Genomic DNA, 20,309 nt, shown 5'->3' with positions numbered 1-20,309 from the left:
TCGTGGCCATGGAGACGGTGACGCTCTCGCACACGGCCGCGCTGGCGCGGCTGGGCCACGCCCTGTCCGACGAGACCCGCGCGCGGATCCTGCTCGCGCTGCGCGAGGCGCCCGCGTACCCCTCCGACCTCGCCGACGCGCTCGGCGTCTCCCGCCAGGTGATGTCCAACCAGCTCGCGTGCCTGCGCGGCTGCGGGCTCGTGGAGGCGATCCCCGACGGGCGCCGGGTCTGGTACCGGCTCGCCGACGGCCACCTGGCGCCCGCGCTCGGCGACCTGCTCTCCCTGGTCGTCGCCGTCGACCCGGGCTGCTGCGGCCCCGACTGCACCTGCGCATGACCGCGCCCGCCCCGCCCCTCGAGCCCGCGCGCCGCGCCGTCCTGCAGCGGCGCGTCCGCCTGGTCGTCGCCGCCACCATCGCCTACAACCTCGTCGAGGCGGTCGTCGCGCTCGCCGCCGGCAGCGCCGCCTCGTCGTCGGCGCTGATCGCGTTCGGGCTCGACTCGGTGGTCGAGGTGCTGTCCGCCGCGGCGGTGGCGTGGCAGTTCGCGGCGCCCGACCCCGAGGTGCGCGAGCGGACCGCGATGCGGGTGATCGCCGTGTCGTTCCTCGGGCTCGCCGCGTTCGTGACCGTCGACGCCGCCCGGGCGCTGCTGGGGGCCGCCGAGCCGGACCACTCGGCCGTCGGGGTCGTCCTGGCAGCGGTCAGCCTGGTGGTGATGCCCGGGCTGTCCTGGTTCGAGCGGCGCACCGGGCGGGAGCTCGGGTCGGCGTCCGCCGTGGCCGACTCGAAGCAGACGCTGATCTGCTCGTACCTGTCGGCGGTGCTGCTGGCCGGGCTGCTGCTGAACGGCGGGCTCGGCTGGTGGTGGGCGGACCCGGTCGCGGCGCTCGTGATCGCGGGGTTCGCGGTACGCGAGGGCATCGAGGCGTGGCGCGGGGACGCCTGCGGCACGCCCCTGGCGGACCTGGTCGGCGGGGACCGCGCGGCCGACCCGCGCGACGGCTGCTGCTGACCCGACCGGGTCGCCGAGCGGTCAGGCCTCGCCGTACGTGCGGCGACGCCGGGCGGCGTGGGCGCGCTGCCGGCGCGTGCGCAGGCGACCGCCGAGCCGTGCGCCGGACACCGCCCCGCCCGCCGCGCCGAGCACGGCCCCGGCCCCGACCAGCACCGGGTACGACGGCGTCTGCTCGCCGCGCCGGACGCTGACGCCGAGGTCCGTGCCCCGGCTCGCCGGTCGCGGGTCGAGGTGCACGACGACCTCGACGCCGCCGCGCCGCGCGCGCACCTCCTGCCCGGGGTCGGCCTCCGGCTCCACCTGTGTGACTTCCCACCCCGCGCCGGTCAGCGAGGCGGCCAGGCCCTCGACGTCCGGGGCCGCGCCGCTCCGGGCGTGGCTGAACACCTGGCCGCGGAAGAACGCCGGCGCCCACGCGCCGTCGACCGTGGGCGGCTCCAGCACGGCGAACCCCTCCGGGACCACCGCGGCCGCCACCGCGCGCAGCTCGTCGTCGCTCGGCTGCACGAGCGTGTAGTGCGCCGCGGCCGCGACGACCCCGCCGAGCGCGGCCGCGGGTAGCGCGAGGGCCACGGCGACGGCGGTCCGGAGGGCGGCGCTCACCGGGCCGACGCTAGCGGGGCGGGTGCCCCTCGCGGGCGGGTTCGGCGGCACGTCCACCCGGCCGGAGGGCGGACGGGTGGCGGCGCGGCCTCAGCCCGCGGCGACGTCGTCCAGCAGCGCCACGCTCGCCGCGACGATCTCCCGCTGGGCGGACTCCCGCGTCGTGGTCGGGGTGCCGTCGCCCGGCTGCGGCCCGTAGTCGGCGAAGAAGGCGTGCACCGCGCCGTCGACCTCGGTGAACGCCGTGCCGGCCGGGAGCTTCGGGCGCGACGCGTCGACGTCCTCGGGCGTGGTCAGCCCGTCCGCGGAGCCGGACACCGACGCGACCACGAGATCCGCGCCGGACAGGTCACCCAGCGGGTAGGACGCGTGCAGCAGCAGACCGTCGACCTCGTCGGCGTGCGACGCCGCGAAGGACGACGCCGCCACCCCGCCGAGCGAGTGCCCGCCGACCGCCCAGCGCTCGATCCCGTCGAACTCCGCCATCGCCGACGCCGACTGGTCCGGCGAGGTCAGCGCGATGCCGAGCGGCTCCTTGAGGGCGACGACCAGGTAGCCGGCCTCCGCGAGCGGCCGCAGGACGGTGGCGGTGGCGCGGACGTCGACCCGGGCGCCGGGGGAGTAGACGAGGCCGGTCGTGGGCTCCGCGCCGCGCGGCACGAACGCGTACCAGCCGGCCGACTCCCGGACCTCGACGGCGTCGTCCGCGCGCAGGGCGTCGAGCGCGACGTCGGTCGCGGGGAACGGACGCAGCCACGCCGTGGCGCCGGCCAGCACGACGAGCAGGGCGAGGCCGACGCCGGCGCCGGTGGCGCGGAGCACCCGGCGCGCCCGCGGCCGGTCCGGGCTCCCGGGCTCGCGGCGGGTGCGCAGCCACGCGACCGCGGTCGTGACGAGCAGGACGACGCCCGCCAGCGCGCCGGCTGCTAGCAGCGCCGCGAGCGTCCCGTGCTGGTGCGGCACCGCGCCGCCCGCCGTCACGAGCACCCACGCCGGGGCGGCGAGCAGCAGGAGCCCGACGAGCGCGCGCAGGGTCAGCCAGGTCGTCCGTCGGGTCATGGAATCAGTCTAGGCGAAAGGTCAGCATGCTGAGGATCTCGCGCGCGAGTGGAGGATCCGGCCGGACACGCCGGGGCGTGTCGGGCCGGATCGTCCACTCGTCGGGGTCCGGCGCGCGGAACCGCCCTGCTACGGACGCGCGGGTCGGTAGCGTCGGCGAGGACCGCGGGCGCCCGGCCCGCGCCAGGGGAGGACGACATGCACCAGCGCGACACGGTCGAGGGCTGGCGCCTGCTCCTGCCCGCGCCGTACGACCTGCTCTGGTCCGCGGCGCTCGTCGTGCTCGTCGGCCTGACCGTCGCCGCGGTGCTGGTCTGGTCCCGCCGCCGCGAGCCGGCGTCCAGCGCGCTCGGCACGCTCGCGCTGATCGTCCTGGTCCCGGTGCTCGGCCCGGCGACGTACCTCGCGGCCGCCGCGCTGGATCGCCGGGCGGAGGACCGCGCAGCCGCGCCGCCGAAGGACTGACCGCCCGCCCCCTGAGCCGGGGACGGGCGGTCGGGGACGCGCGGGATCAGTCCCGGGTGCGCAGGGCGACGACCACCTCGTCGAGCAGGTCGTCGACCGCGCTCTGGTCGTACCCCTCGCGGAACTTCGTCGGCGCGAACCTCGCGTCGAGCACGTCCTCGGGGCGGAACGCCTCGTCGGCCCCGTCCAGGGCGGCAGCGATCCGCACGGCGAGGGCGTCGACCTGGTGGACGTCGTAGCCCTCGCGGAACTTCGTGAGCGGGATCGCCTCGACCCGCGCGAGCAGCTGCTCGCCGGTCAGCCCGGGGCCGTGGTCGCGGGCGCCCGCGGACGGGCCGCCGAGCGTGGCGGTCGCCGCGCCCGTCGGTGCCGAGGGCGCGTCCGGAGAAGCCGTGAGCACGGGGGCGTCGGGGCCGCGGAGCAGGCGCGTCAGCCAGGACACCGCCGCCGCCTCAGTCCGTCGCGCCGTCGACGGCGGCGGCCGCGCTCACGGACGCCGGGGCGACGGGGCGCGGGGGCGTCGAGGTGCCCGCGGAGCCGTCGCCGCCCAGGCCGCGGACCAGGTCGAGCAGGTCGATCCCGGTCTGCGCCTTGAGCATGGTCGCGAGCTCCTGCACGCCCGTCGTCACCTGGCCGGGCAGCCGCGAGGCGCCGTCCTTGTCAATGATCGTGATGTCGTCGATCTTGCCGAGCGCGTCGGCGTACGGCTGGGCCAGCTTCGGCAGCGCGTCGAGCACCATCTGCAGGCGGGCCGACTCGGGGAAGGTCTGGTACGCGTCCGCCTCGGCCTTGATCGCGGCGGCGCGGGCCTCGCCCTGGGCACGCTCGGCGGCGGCCTCCGCCTCACCGCGCGCCTGGATGCCGTCGGCCTCGGCCCGGGCAATCGCCAGGGCACCCTCGGCGCGGCGCTGCTGCTCGACCAGCGCGGCCTCGGCGCGGGCGCGGGCGGCGGACGCCTCGGCGTCGGCCTGCGCGGTCGTGCGCTGCGCCTCGGCCTCGGCCTTGCGGATCGCCGCGGTCTTGAACGCCTCGGCCTCCTGCTCGGCGGCGTACTTGCGGGCGTCGGCCTCCTGCGCGGCCTCGTACTTGCGGGCCTCGGCCGGCTTGCGGACCTCGGTCTGCAGCTCCTGCTCGCGCAGGGCCGCGCGGCGCAGCGCCACCTGCTCCTGCTGGACCAGGACCTCCTGCTGGGCCTCGGCCTGCGCGCGCTCCTGCGCGGCGGCGGCGTCGGCCTGGGCGGTGGCGGTCTCCTGGGCGATCGTCGCGTTGCGCAGCGCGAGCGCCTTGTTCGACTCCGCGATCTGCACGGCGGCCTCGTTCGACCGCTCGGTGCTCTCCTGCCGGGCCTGCGCCTCGGCGATCTCGGCGTCGCGGGCGACGGCGGCGGCGCGCGGGCGGCCGAGGTTGCGGATGTACTCGCCGGTGTCCTCGACGGTCTGGATCTCGAAGTTCTCGAGGATCAGGCCGCGCTCGGCCAGCATCGGCACCGCGATGTCCTTGACCTCCTTCGAGAACTCCTGGCGCTCGTAGAGGATCGACTCGACGGTCAGCGTGCCGGCGATCGTGCGGAGCACGCCGACGAGGACCTCGGAGGTCTGCTGCTCGATGACCTGCTCCTGGCTGCGGCCGGCGAACCGCTGCGCGGCGGCGCGCACCATGCGCTCGGTGCCGCCGACCTTGACGACCGCGATGGACCGCAGCGTCACGCCGACGCCCGACTTCGTGGTGGCGTCCTCGGCGGCGACCGGGAAGCTCTGCGACGCGAGCGACAGCCGGACGACCTGCTCGAAGATCGGCTTCACGAACGTGCCGCCGCCGATCACGACCCGCTGGCCGGACAGGTCGGTGGTCTCGTCGCCCGTCTCCGGGTTGATGACCGGCTTGCCGCTCTTGCGGCCGGTGATGATCAGCGCCTCGTCGGGCGTGGCGATCTTGAACCGGACCTTGGCGTAGATCGATCCGACGACCGCGACCGCGATCACGGCGACGACGACCAGGACGACGATCAGGGCAGTACCTGCGAGCTCCATGGGACTCCTCGGGCGCGGCCGCGTCGCGGCCGGTCGTGTGGGTGGGCTGCCTCGACCCTATGCGGATCCTGTGCCCGCGGGCAGGCCTTTCGTGACGCGTCATCCGGCTGCGCGCCCGCGCGTCCGGGGCGGGGCCCGCTCAGCCCACGCGGACCGGCTCGGCCGGCGCCGGCAGCGTGTGCAGCGCCGTGACCAGCGGCGCCAGCTCCGGCGTCGCCTCCGCGCGCTCCAGCGCCTCCGCGAGCGCCGCGTCGTGGGTCGGCCGCGCGGCGCGCAGCAGCGCCTCGCCGGCAGGGGTCAGCTCGGTGTAGATCCCGCGGCGGTCGTCCTGGCACAGGATCCGGGTGAGCAGGCCGCGGTCCTCCAGGCGCGTCACCAGGCGCGTGGTCGCGCTCGCGCTGAGCGCCGCGGCGCGGGCCAGCTGCTGCATCCGCATGTGCCAGCCGTCCTGCCGGGAGAGCGCGTCGAGCACGGTGAACTCCACGACCGAGAGCTCGTGCGCCCCCTGGAGGGCGCGCTCGAGCGCGGCGTCGAGCGCGCCGTGCAGGGCCGCGAGCGTGCGCCAGCCCTGGGCGCGCACCTCGACGGCGTCGTCGGCGATCCCCATGCTGCCTCCTCGGTGTCGTCCACCCATCCTACGCCGCTTGCGCAGATATGCGGCGCGTGCAAACATCTCCAGCCGTTGCGCCTGCAACTAGTGCAGGCGCGGGATGTTGCATACGCATGGAGGATGTCGTGCCCCTCGCCCTGCTCGCCCTCGCCCTGGGCGGCTTCGGGATCGGACTCACCGAGTTCGTCATCATGGGCCTGCTCCCGGAGGTCGCCGCGTCGTTCGACGTGTCCGAGCCGGTCGCCGGCTACCTGATCTCCGGCTACGCCGTGGCCGTCGCGGTCGGCGCCGTGGCCCTCACCGCCGCGGTGACCCGGCTGGACCGCAAGCGGGTCCTGACCGGGCTCATGGTCCTGTTCATCGCCGGCAACCTGCTGTCGGCCACCGCGCCCACGTACGGCGTGATGCTGACCGGCCGGATCGTCGCCGCCCTGTGCCACGGGGCGTTCTTCGGCATCGGCGCGGTCGTCGCGGCCGGCCTGGTGGCGCCGGAGCGGCGCGCCGGCGCGGTCGCCACCATGTTCGCCGGCCTCACCACCGCGAACGTCCTGGGCGTGCCGTTCGGCACCCTGCTCGGCCAGCAGCTGGGCTGGCGCTCGACGTTCTGGGCCATCACGGCGATCGGCGTGGTGGCGCTCGTGGGGATCCTCGTCCTCGTGCCGGGCGCCCGCGCCCGCGACGGCGCGCCCGCGGCGTCGCTCCGGACCGAGCTGGCGGCGTTCCGCGAGCCGCAGGTCTGGTGGTCCGTCGTCCTGACGGTGCTCGGGTACGGCGGCATGTTCGGCGCGTTCACCTACATCGCGTTCACGCTGACCGACGTCTCCGGCTTCGCCGCCTCGACCGTCCCGTGGCTGCTCGTGGTGTTCGGTGCGGGCATGTTCGCCGGGAACCTGGCCGGCGGCCGCGCCGCGGACCGGTCGGTGACCCGCACGCTCGCCTCGGTGCTGGTGGTCCTGACGGTCGTCCTCGTGGCGTTCGCCCTCACCGCCGGCAGCCGGCCGCTGACCGTCGTCTGGCTGGTGCTCATGGGTGCCGCAGGGTTCGCCACCGTGCCCGCGCTGCAGATGCGGATCATGCGGCACGCGGAGGGGGCGCCCACGCTCGCGTCCGGCGCGAACATCGCGGCGTTCAACATCGGCAACGCGCTCGGCGCGTGGGTCGGCGGCGTCACGATCGGCGCCGGGCTCGGCTACACGTCGCCCATCTGGGCAGGCGCCGCCATCACCGTCCTCGGGCTCGGCGCCCTGCTGGCCGCCACCGCGCACGAGCGCCGGGTCGCCTCGCGCCGACCCGCGCCCGCCGCACCCACCGCCACCGAGGCGCCGGCCCCCGCCGCCGCCTGACCCCCGCGAAGGAGAAACCCGCATGACCACCGTCCCCACCGTCGCCCTGCACACCGGCACCCGCATGCCGCAGGTCGGCTTCGGCGTGTTCCAGGTCCCGGACGCCGAGACCACCGCCGCCGTCGCCACCGCCCTCGAGGCGGGGTACCGCAGCATCGACACCGCCGCCGTCTACGGCAACGAGGCGGGCACCGGCCGCGCGATCGCCGCCGCCGGCCTGCCGCGCGACGAGCTGTTCGTGACGTCCAAACTCTGGGTCGCCGACCTCGAGCACCCGCGCGAGGCGTACCTGCGCACGCTCGACCGCCTCGGCCTGGAGCGCCTCGACCTGTACCTGATCCACTGGCCCGCGCCGGGCCTCGACCGCTACGTGCACGCGTGGGCGGAGCTGGCCGCGATGCGCGAGGAGGGCATCGTGCGCGAGGTCGGCGTGTCCAACTTCCAGCCCGAGCACCTCGACCGGGTCGTCCGGGAGACGGGGGTGACCCCGGTCGTCAACCAGGTCGAGCTGCACCCCGGGCTGCAGCAGCGCGAGCTGCGCGCGCACCACGAGCGCCTGGGCGTCGTGACCGAGGCGTGGAGCCCGCTCGCCCAGGGCGCGGTGCTCGACGACCCGGCGATCACGGGGATCGCCGCCCGGCACGGCGTCTCGCCGGCGCAGGTCGTGCTCCGGTGGCACCTCCAGCGCGGCACGGTCGTCATCCCGAAGTCCGTGACGCCGGCCCGGATCCGGTCCAACCTCGACCTGCTCGGGTTCGCGCTGGACGACGCCGAGCTCGCGGCGGTCGACGCCCTGGACCGCGGCCTGCGCACGGGCCCGCACCCGGACCGCTTCGACGGCTGAGCGGCGCGGTCCCTCGGCCGGACCCGCAGCCCGGCGCTGCGTGATCCGGCCGAGGGACCACGGTGAGTGGGGGGACCGCACCGACGAACCCGGTGGTCAGGCGGTTAGGATCACCGCGGTCGAGAGGGGGCTCCGTGATGGTGGAGGTGGAGACACCGCCCGTGGTCTACCTGGCGTGCCTCGCGCACCACGGGTCGGATCCTCGCGCGATGGTGCTCGGCATGGACGACGGGCGACGTGCGCTGCTCGCGTACAGCAGCCTCGATCGCCTCCAGCGCTACGCGGGACCCGACCAGGCGTGGGCGCTCGTGTCGCGCGACGACCTGGCGACCGTCGCCGCGCACGACGTGCTCCTGCTCGACGCACGGGTCCCCGGACGCGAGCCCGAGCCGCGATCCGCACGCCCGGTGGTGGGCCCGGCGGTGTACCTGCCGGTGCGGATCGATGGCGACTCGGTCGAGGTGCGCACGCTGAAGGACGGGCGGCGTGCGCTGCTCGCCTACTCCGCCCTCGACCGCCTGGCGGAGCACTGCGGGCCGGCTCAGCGCTGGATCCTGGTCGAGACGGCGCAGCTGGGCTTGGTGAAGCAGCGTCAGCCGTTCGACGTCGTGATCACCGACATGCACGTGCCCGAGCAGTACCGCCGCGAGGGGCGGATCGCGTGAGCGGCCTCGACATCGACCGCGCCGCGGCGACCCAGATGGCGCAGAAGTACCGCAACGCGGCGGAGGACCTGGAGTCGGCGCTCGGCGGGCTGCCCGCGTCCGTCGACGGCGGCATCGCCAGTGGCGTGCTGGCCGACATCGTGTCCACGCTGGCGCAGAACGCCGCGGATCTCGCCGTCCTGAGCCGCGTGATGGGCGGCGTCATCGACGCGACGGTGTCCGACGCGACCGCCACCGACGACTCCGTGTCCGAGTCGTTCGGTGGGCTCACGCTTCCGGGCGAGGAGGCTGCGCCGTGATCGACCTCGACGTCCCCGGCAGCCCGTCCTCCGTCCGCGCCGCCGCCGAGTGGCTGTCGCCGGCTCTGCGGGACGCGGTCACCGCCTGGGCGGACACGGCCGCGGACATCCGCACCTCGTCCCACCACTGGCAGGGCGAGTCGGGCGACGCGTACCGCGACACCGCCGCTCGCGCGGTCACAGCGGGGGACGACCAGACGGGCCCGCTGAGCGACGCCGCCGAGAAGCTGCGCGCGTACGCGGGGCAGCTCGAGCGGATGCAGGAGGACTTCGCGGAGCACCTGGCGACGGCCGCCGCGGGGGGCCTGCAGGTCGACGGGACCGTCGTGCATCCGCCCGCCGACGCGGTGTCGCCGGGCCGGGAGCCCGGGGCGGGCGCCCAGGCCAGCGACGTGGCCGCGTGGGAGGCGGCGGAGTCCCGGTACCGCAGCCAGGTCGCGAAGATCGAGCTGTACGAGGAGATCTCGACCGAGGTGGGGACGGCCTGGGGCGAGCTCGAGGCCTGGATCGACGCCAACCTGGTCGCGTTCCGGGACGGCACGCTCGGAGAATCGTTGGCGACCCGGCTGCTCAGCTTCGCGCGCGACGCCAACCGAGGGCTGGTCGACTGGGTGCTCGAGACGCACGACCTGCAGCTCGAGCGTGACATCGCCGAGCTCGGCCGCACCGCGACGACCCAGCGTGCCGAGGCCGAGCTCTTCCGCGACGGTCTCCGATCGGGCAACCCCGCGGTGCGCGCCGCGGCCGAGGCCGCGGATCCGGCAGCGATCCGTCGCGCTGCGAACGCCGCTGAGCTCGCGGCGGATGCGCTGGGTCACACTCCGGTCAGGCACCTGCCCGTCATCGGAACCGCCGTCGGGCTCGGCCTCGCGGGGGCGTCGATCGCTTCGGGTGACTCACCCTCGCGCGTCATCGCTGAAGAGGCGGGCAGCGCGGTCGGTGCCGTCGCAGGTGGCGCGCTCGTCGTGGCTGGCGCGGCGCTGGGTACCGCGACTGCGCCGGTGTGGGCCGTCGGCGCGGGTGTTGTGGTCGGAGGTCTCGCGCTCGGTTACGGCGCGAAGTGGGCGTACGAGAACTGGGTGCCGCAGGACGTTCGAGAGTCGATCGACGCCGGGCTCGAGGACGCGTGGGATGCCACCACCGATTTCGCCCAGGACGCTTGGGAGGACATGTCCAGCGGAGTCTCGGGAGCGTGGAAGTCGGTGTTCGGCTGATGGAACGTGTGGTCGTCCGCATCGTGGAGCCGGCTACTGCCTATCCCCGCGCCACGACCGCGATGCGGCTCCCCGTCGTCGCGGGCCTGCTGCTCGGCGGCGGCGCGTTCGCGCTCGGTGCGGCGGCGTTGGTGGCTGATGGCGGCCTCGTGGGCATCGGGCTCGGAGTTGCGATCGCGCTGCTGCTGCTTCTCGGGCTCGCGACCGTCGGGACGTTCCTCTTCCAGCCACGGCGAGACCGGCTGGAGGTGGTGACGGAGGAGGGAAGGCTCTGGCTACCCGCTGCCAGACCGCTCGGTGTGCTCAATCTTGCCGGACTCGTCGTGTGTGTCACTCTCGGGCTGGTGGTCGTCGCCGGCTACGCGGTGACGCGCGAGTTCGAGGGCCCCGTCGCGGCGTCGGTTGGTGCCGTCGTGCTCGCCGTCGTCTGCGTGCGCGTCCTGGTGGCGACGCTGCGGGGAGACTCGGTGCTGCCGGCCGTCGGCCTCGGCCCGGATGATGTCGTCCGTCGATCAGGGCGGAGCCGACAGGTGCTGCGCTGGGAAGACATCGCTGAGGTGACGCTGGAGACCGACGCCGGTCCCCGCGTCGTCCTCCGCGGGCGGCGTCCGGTCACCACCCGCCTCACCTCTCAGCCCACGCTGGGCGAACGACCGGTCGCCGGATCCTCGACGCGCACAGATCAGATCTCCATCGGAGCCAACCTGCACGGTTCCGATCCGCGGCTGATCGCACGGCTGATCCGTCACTACCAGCGGCATCCCGCCGACCGGATCGAGCTGGGGACCTCCCGAGCTGAGATTCGCCTCAAGGAAGGCGACCTCGATGGAGGCGCGCCCGGGCGGCGAACCGGCGGTAGCGCGAGAGGACGATGAGCCCTGGCGACGGCTCCGTCCCGCGTTCCGCATCGGTTCTCGTGCTCGCCCCCTTTCGGGCGTGCGGACGTCGGTCTCCTGGCCGGGGGTGCAGCGCGGTCGTCGGCGTCGTCGCGCCGAGCGGCAGTGGAGGACGCGTGGGAGAACGTCTCAGGAGGGGTGTCGGCATGGAGGTCGGTGCTCGGATGACAGGTCGGCGGGTGCAGCGACCCGACGTGCTGGTCGCGCGTGGGGTGTCGTCGCTGGTGTTCGGCTGATGGTGCGCCGCGTTCTGCGGCCGTCGGTGGAGACGGGGCCGGCGGTGTCGTCCGCGGCCGCGCTGAGACCGGGTTTCGTCGTGCTGGCGATCGTGATGCTCGCGATCGCGGTGCCCGTGATCGGCCTGTTCGTCACCGAGGGCGGATTCACCGGGCCAGCACTCGGCATCACCTTGTGCCTCCTGGTCCTCGTCGGGGTGTCGTTCTTCGTCGGCCTCCTGGCCCTGCCGAGACGGGTCGGATCGAGGTGGTGACGGATGCGGGTCGTCTGTGGCTGCCCGCTGCGCGTCCGGTCGGACCCCTGGCCCTCTGCGCCATGGTCCTGGCGGTCCTCCTGGGCCTCGTCGTCGTGATCGGGTTCGTCGTCGACGGCGGTTTTCGTGCGTCGAACCTCGCGTCGGTCGGTGCCGTGCTCGTCGCGGCTCTCATGGTGCCGACGTTGATCGGGGCGGTGAGGGGCGCGCTCGTCGCCCCCCGCGTCGGGCTCGGGCGCGACGACATCGTGCGGGAATCCGGGCGGTCCGTCGTGAGCGCGCAGTGGAAGGACGTCCTCAAGGTCGAGCTGGTGACGGACCCGGCTCCGCGCGTCCTCATCACGAGCGCGGCCCCGATCCGCTCGGAGCGACGCTCCCCCGTACCCGCGGGGGAGCTGCCGGTGGGTGGACCGCGCACAGGCGCCCAGCAGCTGGCGATCCCGACGAACATGCACGCCTCGGATGCGCGCCTGGTGGAGCTCCTGATCCGCCACTACGCGAAGCGCGAGCGCGATCGGGCGGAGCTCGGCACCCCCGCGGCGGAGGACCGCATCGCGCGCGGCGACCTCTCCGCCTGAGACCCCGCGCGCCTCAGCCCGGTCCCACGCGCAGCCCCGCGTCCGCGCCGTCCGCCGCCCACTCCTCGTCCGTCAGCAGCCGGCTGCGGATGAGGAACCGCACGCCCTCCGGGGCCTCCAGCGAGAACCCCGCGCCGCGGCCGGGCACGACGTCGATCGTCAGGTGCGTGTGCCGCCAGTACGCGAACTGGCTGCGGCTCATCCACACCGGCACCGCGAACGCCTCGCCGCCCGGGGCGTCGTCGGCGACGACCTGCAGGTCGCCCAGGTGCACGTCGGCGTCTCCGGTGAGGAGCTCGCCCGCGGGGTAGCACATGGGCGACGACCCGTCGCAGCAGCCCCCGGACTGGTGGAACATCAGCTCGCCGTGCTGGTCGCGCAGCGTGCGCAGCAGGTCGGCGGCGGCAGGCGTCAGGTCGACCCGCGAAGGACCGTCCACGTCCACTCCTCCCCGGTGCCGCGGCCGGCCGCCCGCCCTCGCCGGCGGCCGACCGCGGACCTCGTCGGATCAGAAGAACCCGAGCTTCTGGCCCGAGTAGGAGACCAGCAGGTTCTTGGTCTGCTGGTAGTGGTCGAGCATCATCTTGTGGTTCTCGCGGCCGACGCCCGAGCCCTTGTATCCGCCGAACGCCGCCGCGGCGGGGTAGGCGTGGTAGCAGTTCGTCCACACCCGCCCGGCCTCGATGTCGCGGCCCGCGCGGTAGGCGATCGCCGACTCCCGGGACCACACGCCGGCGCCCAGGCCGTACAGCGTGTCGTTGGCCGTGTGGATCGCGTCCGAGTAGTCGGAGAACGACGTCACCGCGACGACCGGCCCGAAGATCTCCTCCTGGAAGATCCGCATCGAGTTCTTGCCCTCGAAGATCGTCGGTGTGACGTAGTACCCGCCGGCCAGGTCGCCGTCGAGCTCGGCGCGGTGGCCGCCGGTCAGCACCTTGGCGCCCTCGGCCTTGCCGATGTCGATGTAGGACAGGATCTTCTCGAGCTGGTCGTTGGACGCCTGCGCGCCGATCATCGTCTCCGTGTCGAGGGGGTTGCCCTGCTTGACCGCCTCGGTGCGGGCGATCGCGTCGCCGAGGAAGCCGTCGTAGATCGACTCCTGGATGAGCGCGCGCGACGGGCAGGTGCACACCTCGCCCTGGTTGAGGGCGAACATCGTGAACCCCTCGAGCGCCTTGTCGTAGTAGTCGTCCTGCTCCCGGGCGACGTCCTCGAAGAAGATGTTCGGGCTCTTGCCACCGAGCTCCAGGGTCACCGGGATGATGTTCTGGCTGGCGTACTGCATGATCAGCCGCCCGGTGGTGGTCTCGCCGGTGAACGCGATCTTCCGGATCCGCGGGCTCGAGGCGAGCGGCTTGCCGGCCTCGACGCCGAAGCCGTTGACCACGTTGACGACGCCCGGCGGCAGCAGGTCGGCGATCAGCTCCATGAGCAGCAGGATCGACGCCGGGGTCTGCTCGGCCGGCTTCATCACGACGGCGTTCCCGGCGGCCAGCGCGGGCGCGAGCTTCCAGGTCGCCATGAGCAGCGGGAAGTTCCACGGGATGATCTGCCCGACGACGCCCAGCGGCTCGTGGAAGTGGTACGCGATGGTGTCGGCGTCGATCTCGGAGATCGAGCCCTCCTGCGCCCGGACGGCGCCGGCGAAGTACCGGAAGTGGTCGACGGCCAGCGGCAGGTCGGCGGCGAGCGTCTCGCGCACGGGCTTGCCGTTCTCCCAGGTCTCGGCCACGGCGAGCATCTCGAGGTTGTCCTCGATGCGGTCGGCGATCTTGTTGAGGATCACGGCCCGCTCCGTCGCGGACGTCCTGCCCCAGGAGCGCGCGGCGCCGTGCGCGGCGTCCAGCGCGCGGTCGATGTCGGCGGCGTCACCGCGCGCCACCTCGGTGAAGGTGCGGCCCGTCACCGGCGACGGGTTCTCGAAGTAGCGGCCGGACGCGGGGGCGACGAACTCGCCGCCGATCCAGTGGTCGTAGCGCTCGCGGTAGGTGGCGGGGCTGCCGGGCTGCCCCGGCGCTGCGTAGACGGTCATGTGCGCCCTCCGTGCAGGCTGACCGGCCGTCCGGGGGTGCGGGGGCGGCCGGGCGCGCCGCCTCGTTGCGGCGCGTGCCCCGGACGCTAGGGCGGGAGGAGTTGCAGGTGCGTTGCACCGCAGGCCGCGCCGCCCGCGGCTCAGTTCGGGACCTCGGTCAGCGCCCGCTCGATCCGCTCCAGCCGGTGCTCGATCGCCTCGAGCCGGACGAGGACCTCGTGCCGCGACGGGCCGGCGTGGATCTCCGCGATCTTGCGGCGGTTCTTCAGCACGCTGTCGGCGACCGACGCCAGGCTGCCGAACACGATCGCGCCCAGCACGATCCACGCGAACCAGGGGATGCTCTCCATGCTCAGGGCCCTTCCTCGGGGTTCTCGGCGATCGCCGCGGCGACGATCGCGGGGGTGACGCGCAGGTCGAACGGGACGACCTCGTAGTGCCGCAGCGCCTTGCCGTCCGGCGAGACGCTGTGGTGGCTGGTGACCAGGCCGGCCTGCTCCAGCTTGGTGAGGTGGCCGTACAGCAGCGGGCGGGACATGCCCACCCGGCGGGCGAGCTCGCTGACGTGCACGCTCTCCTGCCCGAGCTCCGCGAGCACCCGCAGGCGCTGCGGGCTCGCGAGGGCGCCCAGCGCCTGCACCAGCTCGTCCACCGTCACGATCGACCTCCATGTGTTACCTGAAAGTTACACGTGAAAGGTCGCGTGCGTCCACCGGGTCGCGGCGGCGGCCGGCGTCAGCGCCAGGGGTGCGCGGCCGGGCCCGCGCCCAGGCGCCGGACCAGCAGGTCCAGCCGCCCCGCCGCCCGCGCGTGCGACGCCGAGCCCGGCGGCGTCAGCGCCACCACCCGCTCCCACGCCTGCCAGTCCTCCCCGCCCTCGTCGCGGTCGAGCCACCGCTCGAGCACCGCGGGGTCCGTCGCGTGGAGCACCGCGGCCCGGACGTCGGAGGCCAGCGCGTCCCGGACCTGCTCGACGCCGGGCGCCCGGGATCGCGGCAGCACCGGCCCGGGGTAGCGGTCGAGCGCCGCCCGCACGTCGCCCGCCGCCAGCGCCTCCCGCACGGCGGCGACGTCGGTGCCGAGCGCCGCCGCGAGCCGGTACGGCCGGGACTGCGCCACCAGCGGCCCGCCCGCCCGGCGCAGCCGCGACACCTCGGCCCGGACGGCGACGTCGGACATCGCGCCGGGGTGCAGCAGGACGGCCAGCTCGTCGGCGTGCAGGCCGCGCGGGTGCTCGGCGAGCAGGAGCAGCAGCTCGGCGTGCCGCAGGGCGAGCGCCCGGGGCGCGGCGCCCGGGGTGTGCAGCACGCCGGAGCCCGGGCGCAGCACCTCGAGCCGGGCCCGCACCCCGGCGCCCGCCGCGCCGGGGCCCGCCGTGCCGGCGCCCGCCCCGGTCCCGGCCGCCGCCCCGGCCCCGCCGGGCGCTCCCGCGGCGAGCACCCGCGCCCGCAGGTCCGCCTCCACGGCGGCGGCGGTGGCGCGCACGAGCGACAGCATCAGCGCCGAGCCGGCTGCGTCCCGCCCCGTGACGTCCAGCGCCCCGAGCGCCCGGCCGGCGGGGTCGCGCAGCACCGCGGCCGTGCAGCTCCACGGCTGGACGGCGCGCGCGAAGTGCTCGGGGCCCAGCACCTGCACGTCGCGCCCCGTGGCCAGCGCGGTCCCGGGGGCGTTCGTGCCGGCGTGCCGCTCGTCCCACGCGGCGCCCTCGACGAACCCGACGCCCTCGACCGCCCGCCGCACCGCGGGGTCGCCGGCGACCCAGAGCAGCCGCCCGTCGGCGTCGGTGAGCGCGACCAGGAACCCCTCGCCGACCGCGGCGTCGAGCAGCAGCCCGCGCACCAGGGGCAGCGCGTGCCGGAGCGGGTGCTCCGCGCGGTACGCCTGCAGGTCGGCGTCGGCCAGGGCGACCGGGGGAGCGGGGTGGTCGGGGTCGACGCCGCTGCGCAGGCTGCGCCGCCACGAGTCGGCCACGACGTCCCGGACGCCGCGGGCTGACCCGGTGCCGAGGAACCGCTCGTGCGCCGCGAGCACCGCGCGGCCGAACGGCAGGGCGCGGGCGACCGGCCGCAGCAGGTCGCGCTCGGCGTCGGGCACGGTCCACCCCCCTCGACGTCGCTGTCGCGCGGCCAGTGTCGCGCGGCGGGCGCGGCGCGCGCCAGGGGTCGTCCGGGTGAGGGCCGTCGGTCAGGGGAGCAGGCCGAACAGGTCCCACCACCGGGACGGGTCGCCCGAGCGCAGGCCGATCGGGGACGCGGCCAGCTCGTGGTCGTCGTACTCGAGGAACCGGGCCTGTGCCCGCAGCGCGTCGACGACCTCGCGCTCGCCGCGCGTCCCGCCGGCGTCCAGGTCGTCGGCGAGCGCGCGCAGCAGCCCGGACGGCTGGCACGACGCCGTGCGCAGGTCCACCACGGGCACCCGGACCGTCGACCGCGCCGACCGGGACAGCATCAGGTCGACGCCGTGCTCCGTGCTGTGCAGCGACACGGTCGACCCCCGCCCGGCCCGCGCGGGCCGGCGCCGCCACGTGGTGCGCACGGGGACGAGGGTGCGGGCCGCGCGGTCCCAGGTGCCCGCCGGCTGCCCGGCGCCCTCGGGGTCGAGCCGCCGGAAGCTCAGGGTGCCGGACGGTGGTCGATCGGGCACGGCGGCCCTCCTGCCGGGTTCGGGGTCGGGTCTCGGCGCGGCGGCGCCGGTCAGCACGGTACTGCGCCGGCGTCACCCCGCCGCCGCGGCCGCCAGCCGGTCGCCCGCCCGCCGCGCCGCGCCCGTGACCAGCGCCGCCACGGCGGGCACGTCCTCGTCCGGGAACCGCGAGTCCAGGTACGCCACCGACAGCGACCCCAGCGCCCCCCGTCGCGTCGAGGACCGGTGCCGCGATGCTCGACGAGTGCGGCACCCGCTCGGACGAGGTCGACGCCCAGCCGCGCTCCCGGATCCCCCCGAGCCGGTCGCGGATCGCGGCCGGGTCGACGGCGGTGCCGCCTCCGCACCCGGCACGAGCGCGCGTGGCACCCTGGCCGCGTGAGACTCCGCCGCCCCACCGTCGCCGTCGACGTGCCCGCCGGCTTCCACGCCACCGAGGCCCGCGCGCTGCAGGTCGCGCTGGCCGGCGTGCTGACCGCGGCCGAGCGCGCCGCCACCGGCACCCCCGTGCCGGTCGACGCCGTCCTCGAGCCCGGACGCGGCGAGGCGCTGGTGGTCGTCGTCCGGAACCGGGTCGTCGGCTTCGTGCCCGACGCGCACGCCGCGGGACTCCGGCCGCAGCTCGCCGGCGCCGGCCGCCGCGCCCGCGTGGTCGCGCCCGCGCTGGTCGTCCGGGACGGCGAGCTGCTGCGGGTGTGGGTGGGGCCGGCTCCCGACGGCGGCGTGCCGGCGGCGCCGGACGGCACGGACACTCTGCCCGAGCCGCAGCCGACGATCCTCGGCGTGCCGCTGCGCCGCGACGGCGCCTGAGGCCCACCCCGCGCCCGCGCCCGCCGCGTCAGGCGTGCGCGAAGAACCCCCGCGGAGCGAGCCGGTCGGACATCCGGGGCGCGTAGTGGTCGAAGAACACCCGCGCCACCAGCTCGCGGCGGCTGCCGACGCCGGCCTTCTCGAACACCGCCTTGAGGTGGTCCTGCACCGTCCACGGCGACAGGTGCAGAGCACGCCCGATCTCCTGCGTGCTCTCGCCCTGCAGCACGCCCGCGACGACGTCCTGCTCGCGGCCGGTGAGCCCGAACGCCGCGACGACCAGCGGCACGATCTCCGGCGGCCGGGCCTCCTCGATCGTCACCACCACCTGCCGCGGTCGCCCGTCCGGTCCGGCGAGCGGGGCGGCGTGCACCACCAGCCACTCGCCCGCGCGGGTCCGCACGCGCAGCCGGGGGACGGTGCCGAGCCGGCCGTCGGCCAGCGCCCGGGCGGCGGCGGTGATCGCCGCCACCGGCGTGGGCAGCGCGTCCCACCCCCGGCCGCCGAGCTCCGCGACCCGGGCCTCGGCGGCGGGGCTCAGCAGGCTCACCGTGTTGTCGGGCTCGACGACCAGCACCGCCGGTCCCACGGGTGCGGCGCCGGGCGCGCCGACCGCGTCCGTGACCAGGCCCGCGCGCACGCCCACCGCGATCACCGGCGCGACGCGGGCGAGGAAGTCCGCCTCCGCCGGGCTGAACCCGCTGGTGGCGCCGCTGCGGTACACCGCGATGGCCGCCCACGGGGTGCCGTCCGACAGCCCCGAGGCGCGCATCTCGTGGTCCAGGGACCAGTGCGGGACGAACATGTCGCGGTGCCGGCTGCTGCGCCGCGGGTCCCCGGCGGTGTCCTCCGCGAGGATCCCGACCGGGTGCGGACGCCGGGCGAGGGTGCGGAACAGGTTCACCTCGTCGGTGACGTACTCGTGCTGCAGGAACTCGGCGTCCAGCTCGTCGCCGAGGTTCCGCTTCTCGGAGCCGGTGAGCAGCCCCGTGTCCGGGTCGACCGGCCCGATGCAGGCGGCGTCGTGCGGCACGGCCACGGCGAGCAGGTCGGTGGCTGCCTGGACGAAGGCGCGCCAGTCCAGCCCGGCGCGCGCCAGGTTCCCGAGACCGCGCTGCACCGGCTCGGTGCGGAGGGTCGTCACCCTCTGATCGTGCTCCGTCCGGTTCGTCCCGAAAAGACCTATTTCATGGAGGTCGCGGGACCCCAGGTGAGCGGGCCGCGTTTCACCCAGGTTCCTGGGATACCCGCCGCGACGGCGGCCCGCGACGCTCGTCGGCATGGTCACAGAGATCGCGGCTCCCCAGCCGCTCGACACGACGACGCTCGACGAGCTCCGCGCCGCGGTATCCGGCGCCGTGCTCGGTCCCGGCGACCCCGAGTGGGACGCCGCACGCCTGCCCTGGAACCGCCTGGTCGACCAGCAGCCCGCCGCCCTCGTGGTGGCCGCGGACGCCGCCGACGTCGCCGCGACCGTGCGGTGGGCCGCCCGGCACGGCGTCACGGTCAGCGCGCAGCCGAACGGCCACGGTGCCAGCGCGGCGCTCGACGGGACCGTGGTCGTGCGCACCGCGGCGCTCGACGACATCTGGGTCGACACCGACGCCCGGGTCGCGCGGGTCGGCGCGGGGGTGAAGTGGGGCGACCTGCAGACCGCGCTCGACGGCACCGGCCTGACCGGGCTGATCGGCTCGAACCCCGACGTGACGGTCGTGGGGTACAGCCTGAGCGGCGGGCTGTCCTGGTTCAGCCGCGCGTTCGGCCCCGGCGCCGCCTCGATCCGCGCGGCCGAGGTCGTCGACGCCACCGGCGCGCAGCGCTGGGTCCGGTCCGACGAGCCCGCCGACGCCGACCTGCTGTGGGCGCTGCGCGGGGGCGGTGGCGAGTTCGCGCTCGTCACCGCGCTCGAGCTCGACCTGCACCCGGCGCCGCAGATCTACGGCGGCCTGCTCGCGTACCCCGCCGAGGCGGCGGCGCCGGTGCTGCGGGCCTTCCTCGACGTGACCCGGTCCGCGCCCGAGGAGCTGACCGCGTGGTTCACGCTCATGCACCTGCCGGACGCGCCGTTCATCCCGGCCGAGCTGCGCGGCCTGTCGCTGGCCGTCGTCACGGCGACCCACCTGGGCTCCGCGGACGAGGCCGAGCGGCTGCTCGCGCCGCTCCGGACCGCCGGGCCGGTGGTCCGGGACACGCTCCGGCCGGTCGCGCCGGGCGAGGTCGGCCTGCTCGCGGAGGAGCCCGTCGACCCGGTGCCCGCCGTGCTGGCCGGGACCCGGCTGCACGCGTTCGACGACACCGCGGCCGAGGCGCTGCTCGCGCTCGCCGGCGCCGGCAGCGGGACGCCGCTGCTGCAGGTGCAGCTCCGGCACGTCGGCGGGGCACTGGCCCGGGAGCGCGTTCCGGCGGCGGCGGGGACCGCCGACGAGCCGTACCTGCTCACCGGCCTGACGATCGTGCCCAGCCCGGACCTCGCCCCGCTGGTGTCAGCGGCGCTGGACCAGCTGTTCACGACGTTCGCCCCGTGGAGCACCGGCACCGCGCCGCTCACGTTCCTCGATCGCGACGAGTCGATCCGGCGGGCCTACCCGGCGGCGACGATCGACCGGCTGCGCGCGGTCAAGGCCGCGGCCGACCCGGCGGGGCTGTTCCGGGGGAACCGCCCGGTCGACGCCTGACGCGCGCGGACGCGGGCCGGTCCCCGGCAGGGGGA

At 75.7% G+C, this 20,309-nt stretch carries 24 protein-coding genes and 1 pseudogene; 13 read left to right on the top strand and 12 right to left on the bottom strand.

Annotated elements, in window-relative coordinates; translation table 11 throughout:
• Positions 1–8 precede the first annotated feature (8 nt).
• Together Cpa01nite_RS09315 and Cpa01nite_RS09310 are read left to right on the top strand one after the other, a co-directional pair.
• Positions 9–338: an ArsR/SmtB family transcription factor gene (locus tag Cpa01nite_RS09315; protein WP_203668485.1), complete on the top strand. Its 330-nt coding sequence runs from the start codon at positions 9–11 to the stop codon at positions 336–338.
• The gene (locus Cpa01nite_RS09310) at positions 335–1,015 is read left to right on the top strand and encodes a cation efflux transmembrane domain-containing protein (RefSeq protein WP_203668484.1); all 681 of its coding nucleotides are present in this window, start codon (positions 335–337) and stop codon (positions 1,013–1,015) included. Before Cpa01nite_RS09315 ends, Cpa01nite_RS09310 begins: the two co-directional genes overlap by 4 nt.
• Before the next feature lie 21 nt (positions 1,016–1,036).
• Here the strand turns inward: Cpa01nite_RS09310 and Cpa01nite_RS09305 are convergent, their stop codons facing one another.
• Together Cpa01nite_RS09305 and Cpa01nite_RS09300 are read right to left on the bottom strand one after the other, a co-directional pair.
• Positions 1,037–1,621 carry a hypothetical protein gene (locus tag Cpa01nite_RS09305; protein ID WP_203668483.1) on the bottom strand — a complete coding sequence of 195 codons (585 nt, stop codon included), beginning with the start codon at positions 1,619–1,621 and terminating at the stop codon, positions 1,037–1,039.
• A gap of 90 nt (positions 1,622–1,711) precedes the next feature.
• Positions 1,712–2,680, bottom strand: a complete 969-nt coding sequence (locus Cpa01nite_RS09300; protein WP_203668482.1) for an alpha/beta hydrolase — start codon at positions 2,678–2,680, stop codon at positions 1,712–1,714.
• 198 nt (positions 2,681–2,878) lie between these two features.
• Here Cpa01nite_RS09300 and Cpa01nite_RS09295 point away from each other — a divergent pair, with 198 nt between their 5' ends.
• Complete coding sequence (locus Cpa01nite_RS09295) at positions 2,879–3,145, top strand: hypothetical protein (protein ID WP_203668481.1); 267 nt, start codon at positions 2,879–2,881, stop codon at positions 3,143–3,145.
• Between the two features lie 58 nt (positions 3,146–3,203).
• On the opposite strand, the pseudogene Cpa01nite_RS09290 reads toward Cpa01nite_RS09295, so the two are convergent.
• From Cpa01nite_RS09290 to Cpa01nite_RS09280, 3 genes and pseudogenes are all read right to left on the bottom strand, one after another.
• A pseudogene (locus Cpa01nite_RS09290) lies at positions 3,204–3,335 on the bottom strand (DivIVA domain-containing protein); the annotation flags it as partial.
• A 262-nt stretch (positions 3,336–3,597) separates the two neighbouring features.
• Positions 3,598–5,175 carry an SPFH domain-containing protein gene (locus Cpa01nite_RS09285; protein ID WP_203668480.1) on the bottom strand — a complete coding sequence of 526 codons (1,578 nt, stop codon included), beginning with the start codon at positions 5,173–5,175 and terminating at the stop codon, positions 3,598–3,600.
• Positions 5,176–5,314: 139 nt separating this feature from the next.
• A complete protein-coding gene (locus tag Cpa01nite_RS09280) occupies positions 5,315–5,782 on the bottom strand; it encodes a MarR family winged helix-turn-helix transcriptional regulator (protein ID WP_203668479.1) in 468 nt (155 codons plus the stop codon).
• Between the two features lie 128 nt (positions 5,783–5,910).
• Here Cpa01nite_RS09280 and Cpa01nite_RS09275 point away from each other — a divergent pair, with 128 nt between their 5' ends.
• The 8 genes from Cpa01nite_RS09275 (at position 5,911) to Cpa01nite_RS09235 (ending at position 12,114) form a co-directional block, all read left to right on the top strand.
• The gene (locus Cpa01nite_RS09275) at positions 5,911–7,128 is read left to right on the top strand and encodes an MFS transporter (RefSeq protein WP_203668478.1); all 1,218 of its coding nucleotides are present in this window, start codon (positions 5,911–5,913) and stop codon (positions 7,126–7,128) included.
• Positions 7,129–7,150: 22 nt separating this feature from the next.
• Positions 7,151–7,972, top strand: a complete 822-nt coding sequence (locus tag Cpa01nite_RS09270; protein ID WP_203668477.1) for an aldo/keto reductase — start codon at positions 7,151–7,153, stop codon at positions 7,970–7,972.
• A gap of 146 nt (positions 7,973–8,118) precedes the next feature.
• Positions 8,119–8,637 carry an SseB family protein gene (locus Cpa01nite_RS18580; RefSeq protein ID WP_239068662.1) on the top strand — a complete coding sequence of 173 codons (519 nt, stop codon included), beginning with the start codon at positions 8,119–8,121 and terminating at the stop codon, positions 8,635–8,637.
• Complete coding sequence (locus tag Cpa01nite_RS09255) at positions 8,634–8,936, top strand: hypothetical protein (RefSeq protein ID WP_203668476.1); 303 nt, start codon at positions 8,634–8,636, stop codon at positions 8,934–8,936. Before Cpa01nite_RS18580 ends, Cpa01nite_RS09255 begins: the two co-directional genes overlap by 4 nt.
• Positions 8,933–10,150, top strand: a complete 1,218-nt coding sequence (locus Cpa01nite_RS09250; RefSeq protein WP_203668475.1) for a hypothetical protein — start codon at positions 8,933–8,935, stop codon at positions 10,148–10,150. Before Cpa01nite_RS09255 ends, Cpa01nite_RS09250 begins: the two co-directional genes overlap by 4 nt.
• Positions 10,129–11,025, top strand: coding sequence for a hypothetical protein (locus Cpa01nite_RS09245; protein WP_203668474.1), 897 nt, complete (start codon positions 10,129–10,131; stop codon positions 11,023–11,025). The genes Cpa01nite_RS09250 and Cpa01nite_RS09245 overlap by 22 nt, the downstream gene beginning before the upstream one ends.
• Before the next feature lie 256 nt (positions 11,026–11,281).
• On the top strand, positions 11,282–11,536 hold the full coding sequence (locus Cpa01nite_RS09240; RefSeq protein WP_203668473.1) for a hypothetical protein: 255 nt from the start codon (positions 11,282–11,284) through the stop codon (positions 11,534–11,536).
• 62 nt (positions 11,537–11,598) lie between these two features.
• Positions 11,599–12,114: a hypothetical protein gene (locus tag Cpa01nite_RS09235; RefSeq protein ID WP_203668472.1), complete on the top strand. Its 516-nt coding sequence runs from the start codon at positions 11,599–11,601 to the stop codon at positions 12,112–12,114.
• 13 nt (positions 12,115–12,127) lie between these two features.
• On the opposite strand, the gene Cpa01nite_RS09230 is transcribed toward Cpa01nite_RS09235, so the two are convergent.
• The 6 genes from Cpa01nite_RS09230 to Cpa01nite_RS09205 form a co-directional block, all read right to left on the bottom strand.
• Entirely contained in the window at positions 12,128–12,553 is a 426-nt protein-coding gene (locus tag Cpa01nite_RS09230) for a DUF779 domain-containing protein (protein WP_203668471.1), read from the bottom strand.
• A 69-nt stretch (positions 12,554–12,622) separates the two neighbouring features.
• Positions 12,623–14,146 carry an aldehyde dehydrogenase gene (adh, locus tag Cpa01nite_RS09225; RefSeq protein WP_203668470.1) on the bottom strand — a complete coding sequence of 508 codons (1,524 nt, stop codon included), beginning with the start codon at positions 14,144–14,146 and terminating at the stop codon, positions 12,623–12,625.
• A gap of 140 nt (positions 14,147–14,286) precedes the next feature.
• Complete coding sequence (locus Cpa01nite_RS09220) at positions 14,287–14,496, bottom strand: hypothetical protein (RefSeq protein WP_203668469.1); 210 nt, start codon at positions 14,494–14,496, stop codon at positions 14,287–14,289.
• Between the two features lie 2 nt (positions 14,497–14,498).
• Positions 14,499–14,804: an ArsR/SmtB family transcription factor gene (locus Cpa01nite_RS09215; RefSeq protein WP_239068661.1), complete on the bottom strand. Its 306-nt coding sequence runs from the start codon at positions 14,802–14,804 to the stop codon at positions 14,499–14,501.
• Positions 14,805–14,881: 77 nt separating this feature from the next.
• On the bottom strand, positions 14,882–16,240 hold the full coding sequence (locus Cpa01nite_RS09210; protein ID WP_239068660.1) for a sigma-54-dependent transcriptional regulator family protein: 1,359 nt from the start codon (positions 16,238–16,240) through the stop codon (positions 14,882–14,884).
• Positions 16,241–16,330: 90 nt separating this feature from the next.
• On the bottom strand, positions 16,331–16,789 hold the full coding sequence (locus Cpa01nite_RS09205; RefSeq protein WP_203668468.1) for a hypothetical protein: 459 nt from the start codon (positions 16,787–16,789) through the stop codon (positions 16,331–16,333).
• Positions 16,790–17,167: 378 nt separating this feature from the next.
• On the opposite strand from Cpa01nite_RS09205, the gene Cpa01nite_RS09195 reads away from it, so the two are divergent.
• On the top strand, positions 17,168–17,599 hold the full coding sequence (locus Cpa01nite_RS09195; protein ID WP_203668467.1) for a hypothetical protein: 432 nt from the start codon (positions 17,168–17,170) through the stop codon (positions 17,597–17,599).
• Between the two features lie 28 nt (positions 17,600–17,627).
• Here the strand turns inward: Cpa01nite_RS09195 and Cpa01nite_RS09190 are convergent, their stop codons facing one another.
• A complete protein-coding gene (locus Cpa01nite_RS09190) occupies positions 17,628–18,743 on the bottom strand; it encodes a helix-turn-helix transcriptional regulator (protein ID WP_239068659.1) in 1,116 nt (371 codons plus the stop codon).
• Between the two features lie 136 nt (positions 18,744–18,879).
• On the opposite strand from Cpa01nite_RS09190, the gene Cpa01nite_RS09185 reads away from it, so the two are divergent.
• A complete protein-coding gene (locus Cpa01nite_RS09185) occupies positions 18,880–20,274 on the top strand; it encodes an FAD-binding oxidoreductase (protein ID WP_203668465.1) in 1,395 nt (464 codons plus the stop codon).
• Positions 20,275–20,309: the final 35 nt, after the last annotated feature.

The organism is Cellulomonas pakistanensis (assembly GCF_016862755.1).
GTDB classification, from domain to species: Bacteria; Actinomycetota; Actinomycetes; order Actinomycetales; family Cellulomonadaceae; genus Cellulomonas; species Cellulomonas pakistanensis.
The sequence above is the reverse complement of the archived record's forward strand: the minus strand, read 5'-3'. Positions and strand labels throughout refer to the sequence as shown.

Excerpts from the sequence above, each read along its gene's own strand:
- Cpa01nite_RS09315 (WP_203668485.1), top strand. The coding sequence starts at position 9 with ATGGAGACGGTGACGCTCTCGCACACGGCCGCGCTGGCGCGGCTGGGC.
- Cpa01nite_RS09310 (WP_203668484.1), top strand. The coding sequence starts at position 335 with ATGACCGCGCCCGCCCCGCCCCTCGAGCCCGCGCGCCGCGCCGTCCTG.
- Cpa01nite_RS09300 (WP_203668482.1), bottom strand. The coding sequence starts at position 2,680 with ATGACCCGACGGACGACCTGGCTGACCCTGCGCGCGCTCGTCGGGCTC.
- Cpa01nite_RS09295 (WP_203668481.1), top strand. The coding sequence starts at position 2,879 with ATGCACCAGCGCGACACGGTCGAGGGCTGGCGCCTGCTCCTGCCCGCG.
- Cpa01nite_RS09285 (WP_203668480.1), bottom strand. The coding sequence starts at position 5,175 with ATGGAGCTCGCAGGTACTGCCCTGATCGTCGTCCTGGTCGTCGTCGCC.
- Cpa01nite_RS09280 (WP_203668479.1), bottom strand. The coding sequence starts at position 5,782 with ATGGGGATCGCCGACGACGCCGTCGAGGTGCGCGCCCAGGGCTGGCGC.
- Cpa01nite_RS09270 (WP_203668477.1), top strand. The coding sequence starts at position 7,151 with ATGACCACCGTCCCCACCGTCGCCCTGCACACCGGCACCCGCATGCCG.
- Cpa01nite_RS09240 (WP_203668473.1), top strand. The coding sequence starts at position 11,282 with ATGGTGCGCCGCGTTCTGCGGCCGTCGGTGGAGACGGGGCCGGCGGTG.
- Cpa01nite_RS09235 (WP_203668472.1), top strand. The coding sequence starts at position 11,599 with ATGGTCCTGGCGGTCCTCCTGGGCCTCGTCGTCGTGATCGGGTTCGTC.
- adh (WP_203668470.1), bottom strand. The coding sequence starts at position 14,146 with ATGACCGTCTACGCAGCGCCGGGGCAGCCCGGCAGCCCCGCCACCTAC.
- Cpa01nite_RS09220 (WP_203668469.1), bottom strand. The coding sequence starts at position 14,496 with ATGGAGAGCATCCCCTGGTTCGCGTGGATCGTGCTGGGCGCGATCGTG.
- Cpa01nite_RS09185 (WP_203668465.1), top strand. The coding sequence starts at position 18,880 with ATGGTCACAGAGATCGCGGCTCCCCAGCCGCTCGACACGACGACGCTC.